Below are 20462 nucleotides of genomic sequence, written 5' to 3' on the forward strand. Positions count from 1 at the left end.
TCTAATATCGCTTGCGGCGGAATTCAAGATAGATGTAATTGCATTTATGTCCGAAAAAACGTCGAATCCGAGCGAAGCGGTCACCTCTGCCTGGACGAGCATCATGCGCGCCCGCGAACGCTTGCTCGCTGCCATCGAAGCCGATCTGAAGGCGGCCGGCATGCCGCCGCTTGCCTGGTATGACGTGCTTTGGGAATTGACGCGCTCGGAAGATGGCAAGCTGCGCCCCTACGAGATCGAAGAGCGGACATTGCTGGCGCAGTATAATCTTTCCCGGCTGATCGATCGGTTGGAAAAAGAGGGGCTGGTCCGGCGCGAGGCCTTCGCTGAAGATGGGCGCGGACGCTGGGTGGTGATGTCAGATGCCGGCCGAAAGCTTCGCGAGCGCATGTGGACCGTCTATGCCAGATCGATCGAGACCCATATCGGCTGCAAGCTTGCCGACAACGAGGCGAAGACGATCGCTGACCTGCTCGACCGCTTCCTCTAGAACAGGATGATTTTAGGCCGGTTCATGTTGTCCGAAAACCGCTTACACTTTTCGGCATCATGCTCCGATCAGGCAATCAGCGGCGCGGCGACAGCCTTCAGCACCTTCAACGCAGCCTTCGGATCGAGCCGCACCTGCAGCCCGCGCTGCCCACCATTGATATAGACCAGCGGTTCGGCAAGGGCGGCTTCCTCGATCGCCGTCGGCACGGTCTTCTTCTGGCCGAACGGGCTGATGCCGCCGACATGATAGCCCGTCAGCCGCTCGGCATCGGCAGGCTTCATCATGTTGGCCGATTTGCCGTGAAAGGCGCTCGCAACCTTCTTCATGCTGACCTCGCGATCCGACGGTACGACGACGCAGACCGGTTTGCCGTCCACTTCCGCCATCAGCGTCTTCAGCACCCGATGCGGCGCCTCGCCGAGCGCTTCGGCCGCCTGCAGCCCGACACGCTCAGCATTGGGGTCGTAGTCATAGGCATGAACTGTGAAGGCGACGCCCGCCTGCGAAAGAAGCTGTGTCGCGCGCGTGGTCTTGGACATCTCTTTTCCTCGTGAGCTCAGCGGGCCGCCTGTCAGCCTCCGAGCATACCGGCGTAAATCTCCGGCTTGAAGCCGATCAGCAGCTTGCCCTTCGCCTCCAGCACCGGCCGCTTGATCATCGACGGCTGGTCGAGCATCAGCTGGATTGCTTTCTCCCGGGTGAGGTTCTCGCGGTCGGCATCGGGCAGTTTGCGGAAGGTGGTGCCGGCGCGGTTGAGCACGGTGTCGAGGCCGGCTTCGTCGATCCAGGCTTCGAGATGGGCGCGGTCGATACCCAGCGCCTTGTAATCGTGAAACTCATAGGCGACGCTGTGTTCTTCCAGCCAGCTGCGGGCCTTCTTCATCGTGTCGCAATTCTTGATGCCATAGATGGTGACGGCCATGCCCGATCGATCTCCTTGTGATGGCAGCGAGATAACATGCACAAAGGCCGGCGCAAACGCCGTGCGACGTTTATCCCCGAACGCGTCGACAATCGCAGCAGGACAAAACCGGCCTCGTTCAATTCTCCAGCGTGCCGGCCTTGCGGGAGGCCTTGCTGGGTTCGTCGCAGGCGATCTTCATCAGGTCGCCGCGCCGCCGCACCAGCCGGTCGGAGGTTCGGGTCAGGATCAGCCCGTCCTGCGGCGCGGTGAGCTCGATGCTGCCGCCCGGCTGTCCCGGCCGGGTGACGATCGTCACTAGGCGGTCGCCTTCCGCAATCTTCTCGCCGATATCGCGATGGAAAAGCACGGCGCCGCCTTCTGGAGTGCGAATGATCTCGATATTATCGAGCGGCACGGCCGGACCGGAAAATGCCATTGCTGCCGGCTTTTCGTCGCCAACGATCCCCCGTGCCGCGAGGAAGTGCCAGAGCCCGTCGGCATCCTTTTTCGCCAGCACTGGATCGACATCGCGCTTGCCGCGCAGCTCGACAGTGACGGAGAGTTTGCCGGGCAGCCGGGATTGGCGCTCGCCGGGAACTTCATATTTCCATGCAAAGCCGACGGCTTCCTCGAAGGCCGAGCTTTCGCCGTCCGAAAGCAACACGGCCTCCATGTTGAGTGAAGCGGCGAGATCGGCCGCCTCCGGCCAGAAGGCCTCGTCGATATAGGCATATTGCAGGGATTCGTCGTCGCAATGCAGGTCGAGCACGAGATCGGCCCCGAGCGCCATGTGCAGCAACTGCCGCTTCAATCTGTCGGTAGCCGGATAATCATCGAGGTCTTCGATCAGCGTGGCGCGATCCGCAACGGAGATCAGCGGGAAATCCCGGTTGAAATTGGTGCGCGAGCCCAAGTCGAAACGGCCCTGCAATTCGCCGAAATGCGACTGCGCCGCACCGATCGGATTGGCCTGCGGCACGAGGGTGATATCGCCGGCGATCCCGCCCTGGCTTTCCGCCTGCCGCAGCCTCTCGCAGAGGAAATGCAAGAGCACGGTTCCCGGCAGCTCGCCGGCATGCAGAGCCGCCTGGATATAGGTCTTCGGCGCCTTCGGATCGCTGCCCGTAAAGCGCAGCACCGGCAGCCGCCACTCCGTTCCCGGCGTATCTCCAGGGATGATGATCTCTGAAACGTCCATGCTGATTTCGCTCCCCGCGCAACACCTGAACGAGCTTTATGCGCAGAAGCTAGGCAAGCGCAAGCCGTGGCCAAGCGCATCAGCGGCACGGCCTTGCGGTCGGAGAGAAGCGGCTGAATTGGACGTTTGACCGACATTGCAGCATCGCGATCTTTCCGGGAAGGCCGGCGCGCGCGCAAGAAACGGGTTGAAACAGCGGCCGTCTCATACGATTTTGTGGGTCATCGCAAACGCGGAGCCTTTGTCATGGCTGAGACAATGCACCACTATCTCATCTTCGAAACCGCGGGCGGTTTCTGCGGCATCGCCTGGAGCGATGCCGGCATCACCCGCTTCCAGCTGCCGACCAAATCAGCGGAAGCGACCGAACGGCTGCTGTTGCGCCGCCTGCCGGATGCCGAATCCGGCGCACCGACGCCTGCTGTGCTCGAGACGGTCGCTGCGGTGAAGCGCTATTTCCAGGGCGAGGAGACGGATTTTTCCGGCGTCGAACTCGATCTTGCCGGCCAGGATGCCTTCTTCCGGGATATTTATGCGGCGGCACGGCGTGTCGGCTGGGGTCGCACGACCACTTACGGCGCGCTGGCGAAGGAGCTCGGCGTCGGGCCGGAAGCCGCCCGCGACGTCGGTCAGGCGATGGCGAAGAACCCGGTCGCTTTGATCATCCCCTGCCACCGGGTGCTGGCAGCCGGCGGCAAGATCGGCGGCTTCTCCGCTCCCGGCGGTTCGTCATCGAAAGCCCGCATGCTGGAACTCGAAGGCGTCAACCTTGCGCCGCCACCGCCTGCCCAGCAGTCGCTGGGTTTCTAGAGCAGTTCAGCAAAACCGCTCTAGACTTTTGCTGGAATTGCTTTGGCAAAATCTCAGCGGATCAATGCGGGCTGGCTGTCGGCCGGATGATGATCTCGCTGACATCGACATCATCAGGCTGGCTGACGGCGTAGAGGATCGAATTGGCGATGGCCTCGGGGCTGATCGTGATCGCCCTGAACGCCTTCATGGCATCCCGCGCCGTCGGATCGGTGATCGTCTCGGCCAGTTCCGATGTCGTCGTGCCGGGGGAGATGACGGTCACCCGGATGCGATCGGTTTCCTGCCGCAGCCCGTCCGAGATCGCCCGCACTGCGAATTTCGTCGCGCAATAGACCGCGGCGGTCGGAGAGACGCTGTGGCCGCCGATCGAAGACAGGTTGATGATCTGCCCCGATCCCTGCGCCTTCATGATCGGAAGGGCCGCCGCGATGCCGTAGAGAACGCCTTTGATATTGACGTCGACCATCCGGTCCCACTCGTCGACCTTGAGGGCGTCTAGCGGCGAGAGCGGCATGACCCCGGCATTGTTGACGATAACGTCCAGCCGGCCGAATTCGGACTTGGCAAAGCCTGCGAAGGCTTCCACATCCGCCCGGTCGGTGACGTCAAGCTTTTGCAGGCGCACCGACCCACCCTTTGCCGCGATGTCGGCGGCGAGTTCCTCCAGGCGCTCGGTGCGGCGCGCGCCAATCAGGACATGGGCGCCTGCGGCAGCCAGCACCTTTGCCGCAGCCTCTCCGATACCGCTGCTGGCTCCGGTGATGGCAATGACTTTTCCTTTGATATCAGACATTTCAAGCTCCATTTGCACGCCGCTCGCCTGGCGATACGGCTGAGGGTTTTCTTGGGGTTTAGCTTGGGAAATCGGCGCTGAGCGTCGTCTCCGCCCAGGCTTCGAAATTTGCGCGCAGCGCATCGAGCCGTTCGCGGGCGATCTTCAGGGCAGGTGCGCCGAGCAACAAGCGCAGCGGCGGCTCGTCCGCCTCGAACGCCGATATGATTGCTGTCGCGGCTCGCACCGGATCGCCCGGCTGGTTGCCGGAGACCGACCGGGTGGCCTGGCGCCGCTTGCCGGATGTCTCGGCATAGTCGTCGATGATCGTACTGGATTCGACCATCGACCGGCCGGCCCAATCCGTGCGGAAGGCGCCCGGTTCGAGGATCGTCACATCGATGCCAAGCGATTTGACCTCATGCGAAAGCGATTCCGACAAGCCTTCGACCGCAAATTTGGTGGCGTGGTAGTAGCCGGTTGCAGCAAAAGCGACGAGCCCGCCGAGCGAAGAGACGTTGAAGATATGTCCTTGCCGGCGTGAGCGCATGCCCGGCAGAACCTGCTTGGTGACAGCGATCAAACCGAACACATTGGTTTCGAACTGAGCGCGTATCTCGGCATCGTCGCCCTCTTCGATCGCCGAGAGGTAGCCGTAGCCGGCATTGTTGACGAGGACGTCGATCGCGCCGAAATGCGTTTCGGCGTCATGAACCGCGCCGGCGATGGAGTTGCTGTCCGTCACATCGAGTGCAAGGGCAAGCGCGCGGTCGCCGTGCTCTGCCGTGAGATCTGCCAGGGTCTCGGGTCTGCGCGCCGTCATGACGGCGCGCCAGCCGCGCGCCAGGACCGCTTCGGCGAGTGCCCGGCCGAGGCCGGACGATGCGCCGGTGATGAACCAGGTGGGTGCTGGGGAAGACATGATCGTCATCCTTTCCGGCCGGCAAATGCGGCCTTATCCTTGGTGATGTTGCCTTTCAGGCCGCACGTCATTGGCGGCGAAGCACCATGCCGCCATGATGGAGGGTATTGCCGTCGACGAAATCGCCGTCGGCCGTAAAGCCCGTGTCATCCCAGTATTCGATGTGGCTTCCGGTGACTTCGTAACGGCCGCGATAGGCGCTTTCGCGGTTTCCGCGGGCTTCGTCGTAACGGCCATTGGGCAGAAGTTCGTGGCGGATGCGGCCATCATCCGTAACCCACATGCCGACATAGGGGTGTTGCTGCATTCTGTTCTCGCTTGTTTGTTGCTGCTGATCTCGGTCGTTCACGGCATCGGTGGCGGACGAACTGGTCGCCGTACCAGCAAGGGTGACCGCCGTGAAAAACTGCAGAACCGGGCTTTTGAAAATCCTTCGCATTGCCTTGCCTTTCGAAGAGGATCTGCCGATGCGTGGGTCTTGGCGTTGATCTCGACTTGAAAGATAGCGTGCCCATCCGCGGCGATTAAGTTGCCAATCGAGGATGCCTTGGTTAGGAATGCTAACCAATGGTCGATGATCTCGAAGGCATTTCAGTTTTTCTTGCGGTGGCCGAGGCGCGGAACTTCCGGCTTGCCGGCGAGCGGCTTGGCGTCACCCGCTCCGCCGTCAGCCAGGCCCTGCAGCGCCTGGAGGATCGGGTTGGCGTCGCCCTGGTCCAGCGCACGACGCGTAGCGTCAGCCTGACCGAAGCCGGCGAAGTGTTCTTCGACGCGGTTCGTCCATCGGTCCGGCAGGTCAAGGATGCGATGCAGACGGTGCGAGAAATGCAGGCGCGCCCGAGCGGCCTGCTGCGGATCACCGTTTCCTCGATCGCCGAGAACTTCCTGTCCGGCACGTTACTGGCCGGTTTCATGGAAGCTTGCCCCGACATCAAACTCGATATCACCATCACCGATGACGAATTCGATATCGTCGAGGCCGGTTTCGACGCCGGTGTCCGGCTGGGCGAAGTGATCGAGCAGGACATGATCGCGATTTCAGTCTCCGAAGAGCAGCGACAATGCGCGGCCGCATCCCGCAGCTATCTCGAGCGCCGCGGCCATCCCCGCCATCCCCGCGACCTGCAGGATCATGCCTGCATCGGATGGCGGCCACGCCCGGATACGGCGCCTTATCGCTGGGAGTTCACCGAGAACAATCGCGACTTCGACGTCTCCGTCGATCCCGTCGTCACGACCAACGACATGGGAATGATGATCCGCATGGCCTGCGCGGGAGCAGGCATCACCTTCGGCATGGCGGAAACCTTCCAATCCTATATCGAACGCGGGGAGCTCGTGCCGCTGCTCGAGGATTTCTGCCCGCCATTCCCGGGCTTCTATCTCTACTACCCCAGGCGCCAGAGACAGCCGCTGAAGCTGCGCGCATTGGTCGATTATGTCCGCAGATTTGACGGGCTCTAGACTTGCGATCTTCGATCGCAAGGTGCAACGCCTGAGATGGCGGAGGTTAAGATACTGCCGCCTCGCCGGCGAGCGCCTAGGTTGCCTTAGGCTGAGGACGCAGAAGCAAATAGAATGCGAAGACGTGGGTGATCATCAGCAAGGGCACGTAAATGATCGGGATCGCGTATGCGGCGCCCAATTCCTCCGCCCGCGCCGGCAGGCCGGCCTGGATCGCGTGATAGTAGTCGAGCACGAGGTCGCCCATTCCCACGAGATTGAAGGCGACGACGAACAGCCAGAAGACCGGACGCATGCGGATCGTGACGAGCGCCAACATGGCGAGCAGCCCGGCCGCGAGGTCGCCATAGGCAGCCAAGATGGCGAAGCTGGTGGGCAGGTTGGGACCGACGACGCCGGGCAGAATGAAGACGAGCCCGAAGAAGCGGAAGCTGTGCAGAGTGGCGATGGCGCGGTGCGCCTTGACCCTGTCCATCGATTTGAGCCAGGGCAGAATATACGCGCCGAAGCAAAGCAGCCACGCGACGTAGCCTAGCGCGAGATGGGTTTGAAAGATGGATTCCGTCGACATCGGGGCACTCCTGATTTGTGGGGTCCAGATGTACGGCCGCTTTCCGCGATCGACTATTGGCGATAATATCGATGCGGTATGAAGCAAAACTTCACAGTCAGGCAAGGCGCGCTCGACGGCGTTGAGGCGTTTCTGAGCGTTGCCCATCACCGTAGTTTTCGCAGAGCAGCCGCGGAACTCGGGGTGACCCCCTCGGCAATCAGCCAGGCCGTACGCGCTCTTGAGGAGCGTGTCGGCGCAGTACTCTTCATCCGCACGACGCGCAGTGTCGGTCTGACTGAAGCCGGCGAGCGGTTCCTCGCGGGCGCAAAGCCCGCTTTCGAGGAACTGGTCGCCGCAAGCGCGGTTGCGCGTGAGCTCGGCCAGAGACCGGCTGGACTATTGCGGCTCACGGTGCCGCCGTCAGTGGTGCCGATCCTGCTGGAGCCACTGATTGCATCCTTCTGCCAGGCCTTTCCCGAGATCGAGGTGGAGGTCGCCGCGAATGAGGAACTGGTCGATATCGCCACCGAAGGATTTGACGCCGGTATCCGGCTCGGCCAGTTCATCGCAGCCGACATGGTCGCGGTCCGGCTGACGCCGTCCTTCCCGCTGGTGGTCGTCGGCAGCCCCGAATATCTGCACCGGAGAGGGCGGCCCGAGCGTATCGACGATCTGCGTCAACATGCCTGCATCCGCATGCGCCGCTCGAACGGCTCAATCGCGCCGTGGTCGTTTGTCAGCAGCAAAAAGCCGATCGAGGCTGTTGTCTCCGGGCCGCTGATCGCCCACGACTTTCCCACCATGCTGGGAGCCGCCGTCGAAGATATGGGGCTTGCGCAAGTGCCGGAGCCAATCGCCGCCGGACCAGTGAGGGCGGGAAAACTCGTCCGCGTCCTGGAGGCGTTCGCACCGATGGCGCCGGGTGTGTTCCTCTACTATCCCAGCCGTCATCAGGTGATGCCGAAGCTGCGGGCCTTCATCGATCACGTGAAAAGCCGGGCCGAYGCTGCCGACAAAACCCGAATTCACATCGATGACAAGCAAACACCAGCCACGAAAATGCGCTGAGGTGGGACGCGCGGAATTCCATTGAGTTCGAACACCTGAATGACGCTCAAGATTGCCCATCACACGCGGTTTTGCTATTCCCGATCCTCAAGGGATCGGTGGTGGCGAGGCGGGCGCCTTCATGCCGGTTCTACCGATCATGGCTCCAGTCTCACGGCCTGGCAGCCCGAGCCCCACGATCATCCATCCTGTTGTCGGAGAACATATGCTCGACGAGGTCTTTCCCATTCCGACCAGGGCCTTGATCCGCCAGGGCGGGCGGGCCTGTTTTTTTCGTCTCGTCAATACGAGCCCCCTGTTGATACAGGTGCAATCGGGAACGAAGATCGTCATGGCAGATGACAAGGCTTTGCGCCTCGAGGCGGGCGCCTACGGCTTGCTGCCCGACTATCGACCGTTGACGATGGAGAATATTCCCAAGGCGCCGCAGAAGTATCAGACCCTGGCGCTTCCTGTTCCGCGACAGCTCTTCGAGGAAGCCTATACCAGGATGGGATCGCTCGCCGTTCCATCGAGGCCTGTCCCGACAGGCACCTCGAAGCTGCCGGAGGAAGCCGCGGCATTGTTTGACTATTGCTGTCAGCCCGGCAATCTGACGAGGCTTCCCGGCGCCATTGCCAAGGCTCGTTTGATGGAGCTGATCACCTGGTTTGCGCTCTGCGGAGCGGTGTTGGGCCAATGCCAAAGCCCTCGGCTCGAGGACCGGCTGCGGCAGATGATCGAAAGTGATACGACCTTTGATTGGACGCTTGCACACGCGGCGGGCTCGTTCAACATGAGCGAAGCGACGCTGAGGCGTAAGCTGGCCGCCGAGAATACCGGCTTCAGTGAGATCTTGAGCGATACAAGGATGAATCGCGCCTTAGGCCTCATTCAAACCACAACCCTGCCGATGGCGCAGGTCGCGCTTGAGGTCGGTTACGATTCCCCGTCGCAATTCGCGGCCCGGTTCAAGGAGCGGTTTGGCGTCAATCCACGCCATGTGCGGGGCGGCTCTGAGCGATTTGAGCGGATCGGGGCAGAAGTTGAGCATAGCGGGGCAGATGCACTTGCTCGGTGACGATAGTTTTCCTGCATTATCAACCGTAGGAAAACAGAATGCGTTTTATCACAGCAGTACTTCTCGCCACATCCGTCTTTGGCGCGACGGCCGCACAGGCCGAAATGAAGCTCACCTCGAAGGATTTGACCGCCGGCAAGGCCATGGCCGATGCACAGGTCTTCAACAGCTTCGGCTGCGCCGGCAAGAATATCTCGCCGGAACTGACCTGGTCGGGTGCTCCCGAGGCGACCAAGAGCTTCGCCATCATGGCTTACGATCCGGATGCTCCGACCGGCTCGGGCTGGTGGCATTGGTCGGTGTTCAACATTCCCGCAAATGCCTCGGAGATCGCCACCGGCGCCAGCGGTTACAAAAAGCTTCCCGCAGGCACTGTCGAAGGTCACACCGATTTTGGTACGTCAGGCTATGGCGGCGCATGCCCGCCGGCCGGCGATCAGCCGCACCACTACCAGTTCACCGTCTATGCGCTTTCGGTCGACAAGCTTCCGCTTCCTGATACTGCGCCGGCCGCCATGGTTGGCTTCTATGTCAGGGCAAATACGCTCGACAAGGCCTCCGTCGAGGTCACCTACGGCCGCTGAAGCAGGCCGTGATCGGAGTCGTCATCTGTCCATGACAAAAGGCCGGCCGAGGTAATTGAACCTCGGCCGGCCGTTTCCCGTGCGGGCTTATTCGGCCCGCAACCTTAGACCGTCATTGCTTCCCAGCAAATCAATGGACCGTCTTCGGCATCGATACGCTCGCCGGCGCGAATGAATCCATTGCGCTCGAGGACACGCTGTGACGCAATGTTCGCAACCCCGGTCTCTGCGGAGATCAGAGCCACGCGAGGGTCGCTCCGCCCCCACTCCAGCAACTGGCCTATGGCCCGCGCGGTGCATCCACGGCCCTGGCGCGAAGGCGCAATCCCATAGCCGATATGGATGTTTCCATCTTGTGGAACTCGAACGATGGAGCAGAGGCCGACGATCTCGCCATCCTCCACGATCATCCAGGCCGACGGCGAGAATTCAGCGCCTATGTCAGTCGCGAGGCGGTTCAACATCTCCAATATCTCAGGAGGCGCAATTGCGCTGTCTTGGACAAGGCGCAGATTACGAGGCGCGATGCCCTTCAGCAGCGCTTCGAAGTCACGAGTGGTTAGTTCGATGATCATAGTCTTCTCGACATTGGATAGGCGCCGGCATTGGGCGCGCTAAGGCCGAGCGATAGAGCGAGGGTCAGCTCTCGGTCATGGTGCCGAGCGCCTTCATCCCTACCGCCGCAGCCGGTGAGTTCTGGATCGTTGCGACGGCAAACAAAGGCATTCTCCTCTAAGATGGAAAAGCGAATAACAGTGCCGGGCGAGGATCGCAAGACGCTCCGATCGGGCGGCACCGGCTGATCCATGCCAAACCGCAAGATCGGTCGGGCGCTGGTTGCCGGAGGAATCTAGTTTGAGCTGCCACGGAGACCAAGGCGAATGACCGCAGCGCTTCGGAACTATCATGAGCGGATGCAGCGAGTGCTGGATTATGTCGACCGGCACCTCGATGACGATCTCGATCTTGACCTTCTGAGCGGTGTCGCGGCTTTCTCGAAGTTTCATTTCCACCGGCAGTTTACGGCGACCTTCGGATTATCAGTGCATCGCTATATCAGGCTTGCCCGCATGAAGCGCGCTTCATACCGGCTGGCTTACAGGAACGAAGAACGCGTCACTGATATAGCGATGGATGCCGGTTATGACGCACCGGATGCCTTCGCCCGCGCCTTTCGGCAACGGTTCGGGCAATCGCCTTCGTCGTTTCGGAAGTCTCCCGACTGGGAGCCGTGGCTTGCCGCCTTCGGGCCTCTCGACAATGCAAGGAGCAAGCTCATGCAGAAGACTTTTACCACTGACGACGTGAAGATTCGCAATGTGCCGCCCACGCCGGTGGCGATCATGGAGCATCGGGGCGACCCGGCGACGCTCGGCGCCACCATCCAGCGGTTTATCGCCTGGCGCAAGGCCGCTGGCCTGCACCCCAAGACAAGTCCGACCTTCAACGTCTGGCGTACCGAGCGGCGTCCTCAGTCGCCTGCCGATTATAGCGTGGACCTTTGTGTCGGGACCGACCAACCGATCGAGGCGAACGGCAAAGAGATCAAAGCCGGTGAGATCCCCGGCGGACGCTGCGCGGTGCTGCGTGTCGTCGGCAACACCGACAATCTGGAGCCCGCCGCGCTCTACCTTTATCGCGACTGGCTTCCGGCCAGCGGCGAGGAAGCACGCGATTTCCCGATCTATTGCCAGCGGCTGAGCTTCTTCCCGGAGGTGCCGGAGCATGAGGCGGTGGCGGAACTGTTCCTGCCGCTGAAATAGCGCCCTCTGGCGGCGGCCTGTCCCTTCTGATTGCTGGAAGCGGACAGGCTGTTGTCCACCAGGCCCGCTCCGCTGGTCGGTCAGCAACTCGCACGGCGGGTGGCGAACATCAGGTCGCGGATTTATGCGGAAACCAATTGCAAAATAAAATCAGTTGAGCTTACTTAAAACTGATTGCATAATGCAATCAGACTGTGTGGATATGCCGTTTCAGGGAAGGAAGTGAGCATGGCTAAGCTTGTATTCGGAATGAACCAGTCCTTGGACGGCTACGTCGATCATATGGCGTTTGGGCCAAGCCCCACGCTCTTCCGCCACTTCATCGAAGAGGCTCAGCGGCAGGCGGGCAGTGTGTACGGTCGCCGGATGTATGAGGTCATGCGTTACTGGGACGACGAACATCCTGAATGGGACCCAGAGCGACAGGCCTTCGCGGCGGCGTGGCGGAACCAGCCGAAATGGGTCGTCTCGCGCTCGTTGACGTCGGTCGGTCCCAACGCCAGGCTTGTTGGGGAAGATCTTGAGGCCGCGATCCGCGCGCTGAAGGCAGAGCGCGACGGGGAGATCGAAGTTGCCGGCCCCAATTTGGCGCAAAGCCTCACCGAACTTGGCCTGATCGATGAGTATCGAATCTACCTGCACCCCGTCGTGCTCGGTCACGGCAAGCCATATTTCGCCGGACCCCGGCCGCCGCTCCGCCTGATGGCTCATGACCGGATTGGCGAGGATGTGATCAGGTTGACCTACGTTCCGGCCTGATCTGGCGACTCGCCAGATGAAAATCGCAGCTCGGCTTCCGACCGGATTACGGCAAGCGTCGCCGGCGACCTGCCGGGCGTCAGTCGCGCGACATGGACAGCCCCGCGAGAAGCGGAGTGTATGCGGCGAGCCTGCGGGATACGAACTCCGTGAAGAGCCGCACGCGCTTCGTCTTGCGTGTCTCCCCCTGCGTGAGAAGCCAGAGGGTTCCATGCAGGTGCAGGTCGGTGCCCGGCACCCTCGCCAGGAGGGGGTCGGCATCTCCGACGAAGCACGGCAGTGTCGTCATCCCGAGCCCTTGCCGTACTGCAACGATCTGCGCCTCGCCGTCCGTGGTCCTGAACGGAACCCCCGTGGTGCGAACCTCACCCTCGCGGACCCAATCCGGAATTCCATGAATGCTTATGACGATCCACCGGATGGGATCCGGCGCGCCCGCACGCCATGCGGCCAGTCGATCGCGAGACATGTAGACGCCGCTGAAGAGCTCCGGTCCCTTCAGGCCGTGAAGATTGAGCGGCAGGGTTTTGCGGTCGTAAACGACGCGGATCGCCACGTCGGCCTCTCGGTTGGTCAGATTTGCCAGCTCGCCGGACGAGATGATTTCCATCTCGATATCGGGATGCAGAAGCGCGAAATCGGCGAGATCCGGCATGAGCAGATGTGTCGCAAGGGTTGGAGCCAACGTCACCCGCAGAAGCCCGCGCACGCTCTGGTCGCGACCGAAGACGCGCGTCTCCAGCTGGTGCGACGACGCTTCCATCTGGTTCGCGAGCTCGAGGACCTCCTCGCCCGCAGCCGTCAGGCGGTAGCCCGAAGGCAGCTTTTCGAACATCTGCGCCCCGAGGCGTTCCTCGAGCTGAGCGATGCGTCGCAGCACGGTCGAATGATACACCCCGAGGCCCTCGGCGGCAGCCCGCACTGAGCCTCCGCGCGCCACGGCAAGAAAGTAGCGAATGTCATCCCAGTCGATCATGGTGCAATCCAGCACCGCGCGGTGCGCCTTCCGAAGCCCGTATCTAACGCGTCGTACAGCAGTACGGGCTGTCATCATAGCTTATGTCGACGAGCGCGGCCCAATTCCGAACGACAGACACCGATCGTCGCGGCTGGCGTCAGTCGTCCAGCCGGATCGATTTTGCACCACCGATGTGCACGCTTCCGCACTCAACGCCTGACTCCGGCGGACCTATTTGAGGGTCTCGGGGGCGTCCCCGAACGATCAAAGGCGGAGCCTGGAAGGAGAAGTCATGGGAAAGCTTGAGGGTAAGGTTGCAGTCATCACGGGTGGATCGAGCGGCATGGCGCTGGCGAGCGCCAAGCGGTTCGTTGAAGAAGGCGCCTATGTTTTCATCACGGGCCGGAGGCAGGAGGCGCTGGACGAGGCCGTCAAGTTGATTGGCCGGAACGTGACCGGCGTGCGCGGCGACGCGGCCAATCTCGACGACCTCGACCGTCTGTTCGACACGGTCAAGCGGGAAAAGGGCAGGATCGACGTCCTGTACGCGAGCGCCGGCATGGGCGAAGCCGTCCCACTGGGCGAGATTACCGAGCAGCATTTTGATGCGGCCTTCAACCTGAATACGCGCGGCACGCTGTTTACGGTTCAGAAGGCGCTGCCGCTGTTCAACGATGGCGGATCGATCTTCATGACCGGGTCAGTTGCTTCGGTGAAAGGTTTTCCTGGTTACGGCGTGTATTCGGCGAGCAAGGCGGCGTTGCGCTCATTCGCACGCACTTGGCTCAACGAACTGAAGGGCAGGAATATCCGGGTGAACGTGCTGAGCCCGGGGCCGATCGCCACACCGATGCAGGACCAAGTTCTCACCGAGGAGGCGAAGCGGATGTTCGAATCTCTGATCCCGCGGGGAAAGATGGGTCGTCCTGAGGAAATTGCGGCGGTGGCGCTGTTTCTTGCTTCAGACGATTCGAGCTTCGTGAATGGGGTGGAGCTGTCTGTCGACGGCGGCTTCTCGGCCACCTGAATTCGCGCCGGATCGCTGGACGTGGCTGACCCGTCCACCCACGCCGAAGTCGTTCACGGCGGGACGTCTACGCGAAGGTCGCCATGCAGCGAAACGGATAATCCATCGCCGTTGGCGGCCGGGGAATTAATAGCAACACGGATCGGAAAAGCACTATGAGCTATGCGATTGTAGGATTTGGTAAGATAGGCCAGGCCCTCGCCCACGCCTTCGCCCGTAAGAACATCAAGGTGGCCGTCGCCAGCCGCCGGCCGCCCGAGGCGTTGGCGCCTCAGGCGCGGGCGATTGGACCCACGGTCGTCGCCAAGTCGCTGCAGGATGCACTCGAGGCCGACACGATCATCCTGGCGGTCCCGTTCGGGGAGCATCGCGAGGTTGCGAAGGCTCTGCCGAACTGGGAAGGCAAGACAGTCATCGACGCGATGAACGCGTTGGTTCCCCTTGAAGAGCTGGACGGTCTCCCGTCCTCCGCCTTCGCAGCGAAGTCGTTCACCGGCGCCAAGTTCGTGAAAGGGCTCAATCACTTGATTGCCGCCACCCTGGCTACCGATCCGGTCGTCGAGGGCGGCCACCGGGTCGTCTTTCTGTCGAGCGACGACGAGGACGCGATCGCTCCCGTGGCGGATTTGGCCAAACAACTCGGGTTCGCACCCGTCAAGCTGGGAAAGCTCAACGAGGGTGGCGCGCTGGTGCACGCACGCGGCCGCACGTGGGGCCGGCTCATCTTCCAGGATTTGTTCAAGAAGGAGCAGTAATCGATCTAAGGCCGTGTGATTTGGCCCGAGAAGTACGATGGCCTAGGATTCTCTCGAGTGTCCTCTGCCATCCGATACTACCCCACGGTACTCCGCGTCACTCCCACTCGATCGTGCCAGGCGGCTTCGACGTAACATCATAGACCACGCGGTTGATGCCGCGCACCTCGTTGATGATGCGGGTCGCGGCGCGGCCGAGGAATTCCATGTCGTAGTGGTAGAAGTCCGCCGTCATGCCGTCGACGGAGGTGACAGCGCGCAGCGCGCAGACGAATTCATAGGTGCGCCCGTCGCCCATGACGCCGACCGTCTGGACTGGCAGCAGCACCGCAAAAGCCTGCCAGATAGCGTCGTAGAGGCCGGCCTTGCGGATTTCGTCGAGATAGATCGCATCGGCCTCGCGCAGGATCTCCAGCTTTTCGCGGGTGATGCCGCCGGGGCAGCGGATGGCAAGGCCGGGGCCCGGGAAGGGGTGGCGGCCGATGAAGCTGTCGGGCAGGCCGAGCTCGCGGCCAAGCGCGCGCACCTCGTCCTTGAAGAGCTCGCGCAGCGGCTCGACGAGCTGCATCTTCATGCGCTCCGGCAGGCCGCCGACATTGTGGTGCGATTTAATCGTCACCGACGGGCCGCCGGTGAAGGAAACGCTTTCGATGACGTCGGGATAGAGCGTGCCTTGGCCGAGGAAATCGGCGCCGCCGAGCTTCTTGGCCTCTTCCTCGAAGGTCTCGATGAACAGCCGGCCGATGATCTTGCGCTTGGTTTCCGGGTCGCTGACGCCTTCGAGTTCGCCGATGAAGCGGTCGGAAGCATCGACATGCAGCAGATGCAGATTGTAATGCTCGCGGAACATGGCGACGACGCCGGCTGCCTCGTCCTTGCGCATCAGCCCGTGGTCGACGAGGATGCAGGTCAGCTGGTCGCCGACGGCCTCGTGGATCAAGAGCGCTGCGACGGAACTGTCGACGCCGCCCGAAAGCGCGCAGATGACGCGCTTGTCGCCCACCTGCGCGCGGATCTGCTCGACCGCCTTCTGGCGATAAGCCGACATCGACCAGTCACCCTTGATGCCGGCGATGTTGTGAATGAAGTTGCCGATCAGCTTGGCGCCATCAGGCGTATGCACGACTTCCGGGTGGAACTGCACGCCGTAATATTTGCGCTTCTCGTCGGCAATGAAGGCGTAGGGGGCGTTGGAGGAGGTGGCGACCACCTCGAAACCATCTGGCAGCGCGGTGACGCGGTCGCCATGGCTCATCCAGACCTGGTGGCGCGAGCCGGAGGACCACAGGCCCTCGAACAGCTGGCAGTCCCTGTCGACCTCGAGGAAGGCGCGGCCGAATTCGCGGTGATGTCCGCTCTCGACCTTGCCGCCGAGCTGCATGCACATCGTCTGCTGGCCGTAGCAGATGCCGAAGACTGGCAGGCCGCTGTCGAAGATGATCTGAGGCGCTCGCGGCGATCCCTCGTCCACCGTGGAAGCCGGGCTGCCGGACAGGATCACGGCCTTCGGCTGCAGGCGGTTGAAGCCCTCTTCGGCCGATTGGAAGGGAACGATCTCGCAATAGACGCCAGCCTCGCGCACGCGACGTGCGATGAGCTGGGTCACCTGGCTGCCGAAATCGACGATGAGAACGGAGTCGGGATGTGCTGTCTGGGTCATGGCGAGGCTTTAATGAAAAGCGCTTCGCCTGGCAATGCGGGAAATCGGCGGTATCGGGTTTTTATTGTTCCAATTGTCCCGCATTCAAGGGCTCAGAACCAGAATACCCCGTCCTCCAGTGCGGTGAACAGGCTGTCGACGCCGTAAGAGAGCTTGCGGTCGACGATGTGCAGATATTCGGTCCAGCCCGAAATATGCTGCAGCTCGACGGCGCCGTCGGAAATGCCGCGAAGGCCGATCAGCGGCAGCTTGTAGCCCTGGCAGGCGCGCAGCACCGCATAGGTCTCCATGTCGACCATGTCGGCGTCGATACCTGTGTAGGCGGCGCCCGAAATGATGTTGCCGCCGGTGGAAAGACTTGCTTCGGCAATGCCGGGAATGCGCAGCGGCAGTTCGAGCGTTGCGGGCAGGTCGAGAAAGGGTGTCTTGCCCTTTTCGAAGCCGAGCGGCGAGGCGTCCATGTCGCGGTAGGAAACCGAGGTCACCTGATAGACTTCGGTCTGCTCCAGTTTCGCGGAGCCGGCCGAACCGAGGGACACGACGAGATCGGGCAGTTCGTCGACTGCATCCAGCCGCGCCAATGTCTTGCTCAGCGCGATGGCTGCCTCGACCGGGCCGACGCCAGTCATCAAAGGTTCGATGCGCGAACGCAGGAAGGGACCGTATTCGGCCTCCGCTGCCATGACGAAAAGGATGGATTTCCCCGCGACCGATTTCAGTTCGAACTTCATCCCGTAATGCCCTCTCTACCGCGGATCACCATCATCGTTCCGGTCATGGAGGCGATGAGTTTGGCCGGCCCGTCGCTGATCGCGTAGCCTCGTCCGTCGGCGACGATGATGGTGGAGCCGGGTTTGGTGATTTCCCCGCGAAACAGGAAGCGATCGCCACGCCCCGGCGACATGAGATTGACCTTGAACTCGATCGTCAGGATCGAGGCTTCCGGGTCAATGACGCTGTAGGCAGCAAAGCCGCAGGCCGAATCGAGCGCTGCGGAAATGATGCCCGCATGCAGGATGCCGTGCTGCTGTGTCAGCTTGACGTCGAAGGGAAGCTCGATCTCGACGACGCCGTGCTCGACGCGCGTCAGCTCCGCGCCGATCGTTTCCATCGCCGCCTGGCGCGCAAAATTGCGGCGGATTCGCGCGCGGAAATCGCCCCTGTCAGTCTCGCTCATGTCTGCCCCTCTTGCAGCCGCGAAAGTGGCATGGCGCGCCGCATTCGACAAGCTGGACATTGCTGAAATCGGTCCGGGCGGCGATGGAAACCCGGGACCGTGTCGCCGGGGCAACCTTTCACCTTTGCGTCGCCGCGCAAGCCGGTACAGCTGGCCAGTACCGCTGGATTGTGGCGATCCGATGCGAAGACGATTGCAGCTTCGCGCAGTGCGCGTATTCTCCGCACCGGGTCGCGAAATGATGGAGCGCCAGCATGACGACGATATCGCAATCGGTCCGGAATTTCGAGACCTGGCTGGCCGGCGAACTCGGCGATGATCTCGTCAAGGACGATCTCCGGGAGAAGCGCGAGAAGATGCGAAGCGGCGATTTCGTCTTCCTGCGCGCCACCTATTGGCGCTGGTGCGAGATCATCCTCGATATCTGCCCGGAACTTGGCTCCGTGCCCGAGGTGTTGGCGATCGGCGATACGCATCTGGAGAATTTCGGCACCTGGCGCGACATCGAGGGCCGGCTCGTCTGGGGCGTCAATGATTTCGACGACGCGGCGGTGATGCCCTATGCGCTGGATCTCGTTCGCCTTGCGGCAAGCGCCATCCTGGCGCGCGGCGACAACGGTCCCTCGGTTCGCATGATCGGCGAATTGATCTTGAGCGGCTATCGCAGGGGCCTTGAAAATCCGTTGCCCGTCATCCTCGAGCGCGACCACAAATGGCTGCGCAAGGCGCTGATGCTGCCGAATTCCGAACGCCGGGAATTCTGGGAGAAATACGAAATGTTGCTTCCCGGCAGCAAGCCGCCGCCATCAGCCTATATCAAGGCGCTCGCCGCCGCGCTGCCGTCCGGGGCAGGGCCTTTCGTGCCGAAGCCGCGCAGCGGCGGCACCGGCAGCCTCGGCCGGCCGCGTTTCGTCGCCTATGCCGAATGGCAGGGTGGGCCGGTGCTGCGCGAGGCAAAGGCGCTGCTGTCGTCCGTCTGGACGCTTCGCCACAGGCCGCAGGACGTGGCGATCCATGCGGACGAGATCGCCAATGGACGGGCGCGCTCAGCCGATCCTCACTACCGGGTCTCCGGTCGTATCCTCGTGCGCCGGCTCTCGCCGAACAGCTGCAAGATTGAAATCGACCGGCATCCCGAGATCTTGCTTGCGCCGACGATGCTGGAACTGATGGGCTTCGAGATCGCCAATTGCCATTCCGACGATGCGGCGGCGGTTGCAGCGATCCTGAAGGACTTGGCGGTGCGGGGAAACGATTGGCTGCACGAGGCGGCAGGGGCGGCGGCATCGAGCGTCAGCGCCGAGCAGAAAGCCTATTCCCGCGCCACCTAGAGCAATTCCAGGCAAAGCGCGAAGCGGTTTTCCCAGGCAAAGCGCGAAGCGGTTTTGCCGGGAATTGCGTAAAAACAAAAGGATAGAGCGGTTCTGCGCTTCCGTTAAAAGCTGAACAGCTCTAAATCCGCACGATGTGCTGATCCCAGGCGACGTCGCTGCGGGTCGACAGGAAATCGCCATCATAGGAGGAGACGGCAAAGCCGCCTCTTGCCGGCGCAATGCCCGCCGCATCGGGAACGACGGTCTCGGCCAGCACCTTGCCCGACTTTGCATCAAGGGTCACCGAGGCGCCGCCCTTCGGCGAGGTGATGCCGACAAGACCTTCGCTGCGATTGACGGCGATCGCCCCGACGTAATTGGCAAGCCTGCGCGTCGTCTCCTCCGGCAGGTCGATGAAGGAGAGATCTTCACCCTTGGCGAAATGGCCGACGAGCGGCGGCAAATCCTTGCGGTGGCCTTCATACTGGCAGGCGAACCAGATGCGGCCCTCGCCGTCGAGATCGACGTGGCGGGTGGAGAGTTCTGCCCATTCCGCCGGCAGCAGATGTTTTTCGACCAGCGCCCCGGTTGCCGCATCGATCAGCGCCAGCGATGGCTGCATCTCGCCGAGATTGAGCTTGGTGCGGCCGAAATCCGGATGCGTCTCGATGCCGCCATTGGCGACGATCAAAAGGCGTCCGTCCTCGGAAACGGTCATGTCGTGCGGACCGATGCCGTAGGTCTCGAATTCGCCGATGCGGGCGAAGCGGTCGCTGGCGTCGTAGAGGCCGATCATGCCGCGATTACCGTCGAAGTCGTTCTCGCTGGCGTAGAGCAAACGACCATCGGGAGAGAAGGCGCCGTGGCCGTAAAAATGCCGGTCCTCCCTGGAGTTGATCACAACGGGCTCGCTTTTGTTCCAGGGATCGAAGATCATCGCATAGGTGCCGGGCCGGCGCGCGAAGGCGACAGTCTTGCCGGTGCTGGCGCTGAAGGCCATGCCGTGAGCGCGGGCGGGAAGCGCCACTTGATCGACGATCTCGCCACGCTCGGTCACGGTCGCAATGGCAAAGGAGCCGTCGGCTGCACGAATGCCCGATGCATAGACCGCATCGGCCCGCTCCAGCGCCATCAGCGACCTCGGCGCCAAGGCCGCAAGGAAGCCAAGGCCGGCCGCCTTGACGAAGTTGCGTCGGTCGATCGCGGCACTTGGCATCAT

Annotated in this window: 24 protein-coding genes; 11 read left to right on the plus strand and 13 right to left on the minus strand. The window is 62.1% G+C overall.

Translation table 11 applies throughout. The features are described from left to right. Nucleotides 1–46: 46 nt before the first annotated feature. Complete coding sequence (locus AC1D2N_RS10710) at nucleotides 47–490, plus strand: MarR family winged helix-turn-helix transcriptional regulator (protein WP_128408674.1); 444 nt, start codon at nucleotides 47–49, stop codon at nucleotides 488–490. A 68-nt stretch (nucleotides 491–558) separates the two neighbouring features. Here AC1D2N_RS10710 and ybaK read toward each other — a convergent pair whose 3' ends face one another. From ybaK to AC1D2N_RS10725, 3 genes are all read right to left on the minus strand, one after another. Beyond that, complete coding sequence (gene ybaK / locus AC1D2N_RS10715; RefSeq protein WP_128408673.1) at nucleotides 559–1032, minus strand: Cys-tRNA(Pro) deacylase; 474 nt, start codon at nucleotides 1030–1032, stop codon at nucleotides 559–561. Between the two features lie 32 nt (nucleotides 1033–1064). Further along, the gene (locus AC1D2N_RS10720) at nucleotides 1065–1415 is read right to left on the minus strand and encodes an ArsC family reductase (RefSeq protein ID WP_018244403.1); all 351 of its coding nucleotides are present in this window, start codon (nucleotides 1413–1415) and stop codon (nucleotides 1065–1067) included. Between the two features lie 118 nt (nucleotides 1416–1533). Continuing rightward, entirely contained in the window at nucleotides 1534–2595 is a 1062-nt protein-coding gene (locus AC1D2N_RS10725; RefSeq protein WP_130653448.1) for a succinylglutamate desuccinylase/aspartoacylase family protein, read from the minus strand. A gap of 246 nt (nucleotides 2596–2841) precedes the next feature. On the opposite strand from AC1D2N_RS10725, the gene AC1D2N_RS10730 reads away from it, so the two are divergent. After that, on the plus strand, nucleotides 2842–3405 hold the full coding sequence (locus tag AC1D2N_RS10730; RefSeq protein ID WP_026230907.1) for a methylated-DNA--[protein]-cysteine S-methyltransferase: 564 nt from the start codon (nucleotides 2842–2844) through the stop codon (nucleotides 3403–3405). 61 nt (nucleotides 3406–3466) lie between these two features. On the opposite strand, the gene AC1D2N_RS10735 is transcribed toward AC1D2N_RS10730, so the two are convergent. Genes AC1D2N_RS10735 through AC1D2N_RS10745 form a run of 3 tightly spaced genes read right to left on the minus strand, consistent with a single transcriptional unit; the run spans nucleotide 3467 to nucleotide 5541 of the window. Next, nucleotides 3467–4201 carry an SDR family oxidoreductase gene (locus tag AC1D2N_RS10735; RefSeq protein WP_026230906.1) on the minus strand — a complete coding sequence of 245 codons (735 nt, stop codon included), beginning with the start codon at nucleotides 4199–4201 and terminating at the stop codon, nucleotides 3467–3469. A 58-nt stretch (nucleotides 4202–4259) separates the two neighbouring features. Then, entirely contained in the window at nucleotides 4260–5111 is an 852-nt protein-coding gene (locus tag AC1D2N_RS10740) for an oxidoreductase (protein ID WP_196251383.1), read from the minus strand. Between the two features lie 58 nt (nucleotides 5112–5169). Next, nucleotides 5170–5541, minus strand: coding sequence for an Atu4866 domain-containing protein (locus AC1D2N_RS10745; protein ID WP_018244408.1), 372 nt, complete (start codon nucleotides 5539–5541; stop codon nucleotides 5170–5172). A gap of 128 nt (nucleotides 5542–5669) precedes the next feature. On the opposite strand from AC1D2N_RS10745, the gene AC1D2N_RS10750 reads away from it, so the two are divergent. After that, nucleotides 5670–6566, plus strand: a complete 897-nt coding sequence (locus AC1D2N_RS10750; RefSeq protein ID WP_018447907.1) for a LysR family transcriptional regulator — start codon at nucleotides 5670–5672, stop codon at nucleotides 6564–6566. Between the two features lie 76 nt (nucleotides 6567–6642). Here the strand turns inward: AC1D2N_RS10750 and AC1D2N_RS10755 are convergent, their stop codons facing one another. Continuing rightward, nucleotides 6643–7137 carry a hypothetical protein gene (locus AC1D2N_RS10755; protein WP_130653449.1) on the minus strand — a complete coding sequence of 165 codons (495 nt, stop codon included), beginning with the start codon at nucleotides 7135–7137 and terminating at the stop codon, nucleotides 6643–6645. 78 nt (nucleotides 7138–7215) lie between these two features. Here AC1D2N_RS10755 and AC1D2N_RS10760 point away from each other — a divergent pair, with 78 nt between their 5' ends. The 3 genes from AC1D2N_RS10760 (at nucleotide 7216) to AC1D2N_RS10770 (ending at nucleotide 9831) form a co-directional block, all read left to right on the plus strand. Next, on the plus strand, nucleotides 7216–8187 hold the full coding sequence (locus tag AC1D2N_RS10760) for a LysR family transcriptional regulator (protein ID WP_130653450.1): 972 nt from the start codon (nucleotides 7216–7218) through the stop codon (nucleotides 8185–8187). Between the two features lie 205 nt (nucleotides 8188–8392). Continuing rightward, nucleotides 8393–9247, plus strand: coding sequence for a helix-turn-helix domain-containing protein (locus AC1D2N_RS10765; protein ID WP_130653586.1), 855 nt, complete (start codon nucleotides 8393–8395; stop codon nucleotides 9245–9247). Between the two features lie 38 nt (nucleotides 9248–9285). Continuing rightward, nucleotides 9286–9831: a YbhB/YbcL family Raf kinase inhibitor-like protein gene (locus tag AC1D2N_RS10770; protein WP_130653451.1), complete on the plus strand. Its 546-nt coding sequence runs from the start codon at nucleotides 9286–9288 to the stop codon at nucleotides 9829–9831. Between the two features lie 104 nt (nucleotides 9832–9935). On the opposite strand, the gene AC1D2N_RS10775 is transcribed toward AC1D2N_RS10770, so the two are convergent. Then, complete coding sequence (locus tag AC1D2N_RS10775) at nucleotides 9936–10406, minus strand: GNAT family N-acetyltransferase (protein ID WP_130653452.1); 471 nt, start codon at nucleotides 10404–10406, stop codon at nucleotides 9936–9938. Nucleotides 10407–10712: 306 nt separating this feature from the next. Between AC1D2N_RS10775 and AC1D2N_RS10780 the strand changes: the two genes are divergently transcribed. Beyond that, nucleotides 10713–11594 (plus strand): AraC family transcriptional regulator, encoded by an 882-nt coding sequence (locus tag AC1D2N_RS10780; RefSeq protein ID WP_130653453.1) that lies wholly within the window; start codon nucleotides 10713–10715, stop codon nucleotides 11592–11594. 228 nt (nucleotides 11595–11822) lie between these two features. After that, nucleotides 11823–12353 (plus strand): dihydrofolate reductase family protein, encoded by a 531-nt coding sequence (locus AC1D2N_RS10785; protein ID WP_018244416.1) that lies wholly within the window; start codon nucleotides 11823–11825, stop codon nucleotides 12351–12353. Nucleotides 12354–12432: 79 nt separating this feature from the next. Here the strand turns inward: AC1D2N_RS10785 and AC1D2N_RS10790 are convergent, their stop codons facing one another. After that, on the minus strand, nucleotides 12433–13329 hold the full coding sequence (locus AC1D2N_RS10790; RefSeq protein ID WP_130653454.1) for a LysR family transcriptional regulator: 897 nt from the start codon (nucleotides 13327–13329) through the stop codon (nucleotides 12433–12435). 274 nt (nucleotides 13330–13603) lie between these two features. Between AC1D2N_RS10790 and AC1D2N_RS10795 the strand changes: the two genes are divergently transcribed. After that, nucleotides 13604–14338, plus strand: a complete 735-nt coding sequence (locus tag AC1D2N_RS10795; protein ID WP_130653455.1) for an SDR family NAD(P)-dependent oxidoreductase — start codon at nucleotides 13604–13606, stop codon at nucleotides 14336–14338. Nucleotides 14339–14493: 155 nt separating this feature from the next. Further along, nucleotides 14494–15093, plus strand: a complete 600-nt coding sequence (locus tag AC1D2N_RS10800; RefSeq protein WP_130653456.1) for an NADPH-dependent F420 reductase — start codon at nucleotides 14494–14496, stop codon at nucleotides 15091–15093. A 97-nt stretch (nucleotides 15094–15190) separates the two neighbouring features. Here AC1D2N_RS10800 and guaA read toward each other — a convergent pair whose 3' ends face one another. The 3 genes from guaA to AC1D2N_RS10815 all read right to left on the minus strand — a co-directional run bounded on the left by guaA (nucleotide 15191) and on the right by AC1D2N_RS10815 (nucleotide 17930). After that, nucleotides 15191–16753 carry a glutamine-hydrolyzing GMP synthase gene (gene guaA, locus AC1D2N_RS10805; protein WP_047617382.1) on the minus strand — a complete coding sequence of 521 codons (1563 nt, stop codon included), beginning with the start codon at nucleotides 16751–16753 and terminating at the stop codon, nucleotides 15191–15193. 92 nt (nucleotides 16754–16845) lie between these two features. After that, entirely contained in the window at nucleotides 16846–17484 is a 639-nt protein-coding gene (locus AC1D2N_RS10810) for a 5'-methylthioadenosine/S-adenosylhomocysteine nucleosidase (protein ID WP_018244421.1), read from the minus strand. Continuing rightward, entirely contained in the window at nucleotides 17481–17930 is a 450-nt protein-coding gene (locus AC1D2N_RS10815) for a PaaI family thioesterase (protein WP_003544704.1), read from the minus strand. The genes AC1D2N_RS10810 and AC1D2N_RS10815 overlap by 4 nt, the downstream gene beginning before the upstream one ends. Before the next feature lie 254 nt (nucleotides 17931–18184). Between AC1D2N_RS10815 and AC1D2N_RS10820 the strand changes: the two genes are divergently transcribed. Further along, on the plus strand, nucleotides 18185–19261 hold the full coding sequence (locus tag AC1D2N_RS10820) for a DUF2252 family protein (RefSeq protein ID WP_130653457.1): 1077 nt from the start codon (nucleotides 18185–18187) through the stop codon (nucleotides 19259–19261). A 121-nt stretch (nucleotides 19262–19382) separates the two neighbouring features. Here the strand turns inward: AC1D2N_RS10820 and AC1D2N_RS10825 are convergent, their stop codons facing one another. Then, on the minus strand, nucleotides 19383–20462 hold the full coding sequence (locus tag AC1D2N_RS10825) for a DUF1513 domain-containing protein (protein WP_018447894.1): 1080 nt from the start codon (nucleotides 20460–20462) through the stop codon (nucleotides 19383–19385).

This window comes from Rhizobium sp. P1_B8 (genome assembly GCF_056406515.1).

Excerpts from the sequence above, each read along its gene's own strand:
- AC1D2N_RS10710 (WP_128408674.1), top strand. The coding sequence starts at position 47 with ATGTCCGAAAAAACGTCGAATCCGAGCGAAGCGGTCACCTCTGCCTGG.
- ybaK (WP_128408673.1), bottom strand. The coding sequence starts at position 1,032 with ATGTCCAAGACCACGCGCGCGACACAGCTTCTTTCGCAGGCGGGCGTC.
- AC1D2N_RS10720 (WP_018244403.1), bottom strand. The coding sequence starts at position 1,415 with ATGGCCGTCACCATCTATGGCATCAAGAATTGCGACACGATGAAGAAG.
- AC1D2N_RS10725 (WP_130653448.1), bottom strand. The coding sequence starts at position 2,595 with ATGGACGTTTCAGAGATCATCATCCCTGGAGATACGCCGGGAACGGAG.
- AC1D2N_RS10730 (WP_026230907.1), top strand. The coding sequence starts at position 2,842 with ATGGCTGAGACAATGCACCACTATCTCATCTTCGAAACCGCGGGCGGT.
- AC1D2N_RS10735 (WP_026230906.1), bottom strand. The coding sequence starts at position 4,201 with ATGTCTGATATCAAAGGAAAAGTCATTGCCATCACCGGAGCCAGCAGC.
- AC1D2N_RS10740 (WP_196251383.1), bottom strand. The coding sequence starts at position 5,111 with ATGACGATCATGTCTTCCCCAGCACCCACCTGGTTCATCACCGGCGCA.
- AC1D2N_RS10745 (WP_018244408.1), bottom strand. The coding sequence starts at position 5,541 with ATGCGAAGGATTTTCAAAAGCCCGGTTCTGCAGTTTTTCACGGCGGTC.
- AC1D2N_RS10750 (WP_018447907.1), top strand. The coding sequence starts at position 5,670 with ATGGTCGATGATCTCGAAGGCATTTCAGTTTTTCTTGCGGTGGCCGAG.
- AC1D2N_RS10755 (WP_130653449.1), bottom strand. The coding sequence starts at position 7,137 with ATGTCGACGGAATCCATCTTTCAAACCCATCTCGCGCTAGGCTACGTC.
- AC1D2N_RS10765 (WP_130653586.1), top strand. The coding sequence starts at position 8,393 with ATGCTCGACGAGGTCTTTCCCATTCCGACCAGGGCCTTGATCCGCCAG.
- AC1D2N_RS10770 (WP_130653451.1), top strand. The coding sequence starts at position 9,286 with ATGCGTTTTATCACAGCAGTACTTCTCGCCACATCCGTCTTTGGCGCG.
- AC1D2N_RS10775 (WP_130653452.1), bottom strand. The coding sequence starts at position 10,406 with ATGATCATCGAACTAACCACTCGTGACTTCGAAGCGCTGCTGAAGGGC.
- AC1D2N_RS10780 (WP_130653453.1), top strand. The coding sequence starts at position 10,713 with ATGACCGCAGCGCTTCGGAACTATCATGAGCGGATGCAGCGAGTGCTG.
- AC1D2N_RS10785 (WP_018244416.1), top strand. The coding sequence starts at position 11,823 with ATGGCTAAGCTTGTATTCGGAATGAACCAGTCCTTGGACGGCTACGTC.
- AC1D2N_RS10790 (WP_130653454.1), bottom strand. The coding sequence starts at position 13,329 with ATGATCGACTGGGATGACATTCGCTACTTTCTTGCCGTGGCGCGCGGA.
- AC1D2N_RS10795 (WP_130653455.1), top strand. The coding sequence starts at position 13,604 with ATGGGAAAGCTTGAGGGTAAGGTTGCAGTCATCACGGGTGGATCGAGC.
- AC1D2N_RS10800 (WP_130653456.1), top strand. The coding sequence starts at position 14,494 with ATGAGCTATGCGATTGTAGGATTTGGTAAGATAGGCCAGGCCCTCGCC.
- guaA (WP_047617382.1), bottom strand. The coding sequence starts at position 16,753 with ATGACCCAGACAGCACATCCCGACTCCGTTCTCATCGTCGATTTCGGC.
- AC1D2N_RS10810 (WP_018244421.1), bottom strand. The coding sequence starts at position 17,484 with ATGAAGTTCGAACTGAAATCGGTCGCGGGGAAATCCATCCTTTTCGTC.
- AC1D2N_RS10815 (WP_003544704.1), bottom strand. The coding sequence starts at position 17,930 with ATGAGCGAGACTGACAGGGGCGATTTCCGCGCGCGAATCCGCCGCAAT.
- AC1D2N_RS10820 (WP_130653457.1), top strand. The coding sequence starts at position 18,185 with ATGACGACGATATCGCAATCGGTCCGGAATTTCGAGACCTGGCTGGCC.
- AC1D2N_RS10825 (WP_018447894.1), bottom strand. The coding sequence starts at position 20,462 with ATGATGCCAAGTGCCGCGATCGACCGACGCAACTTCGTCAAGGCGGCC.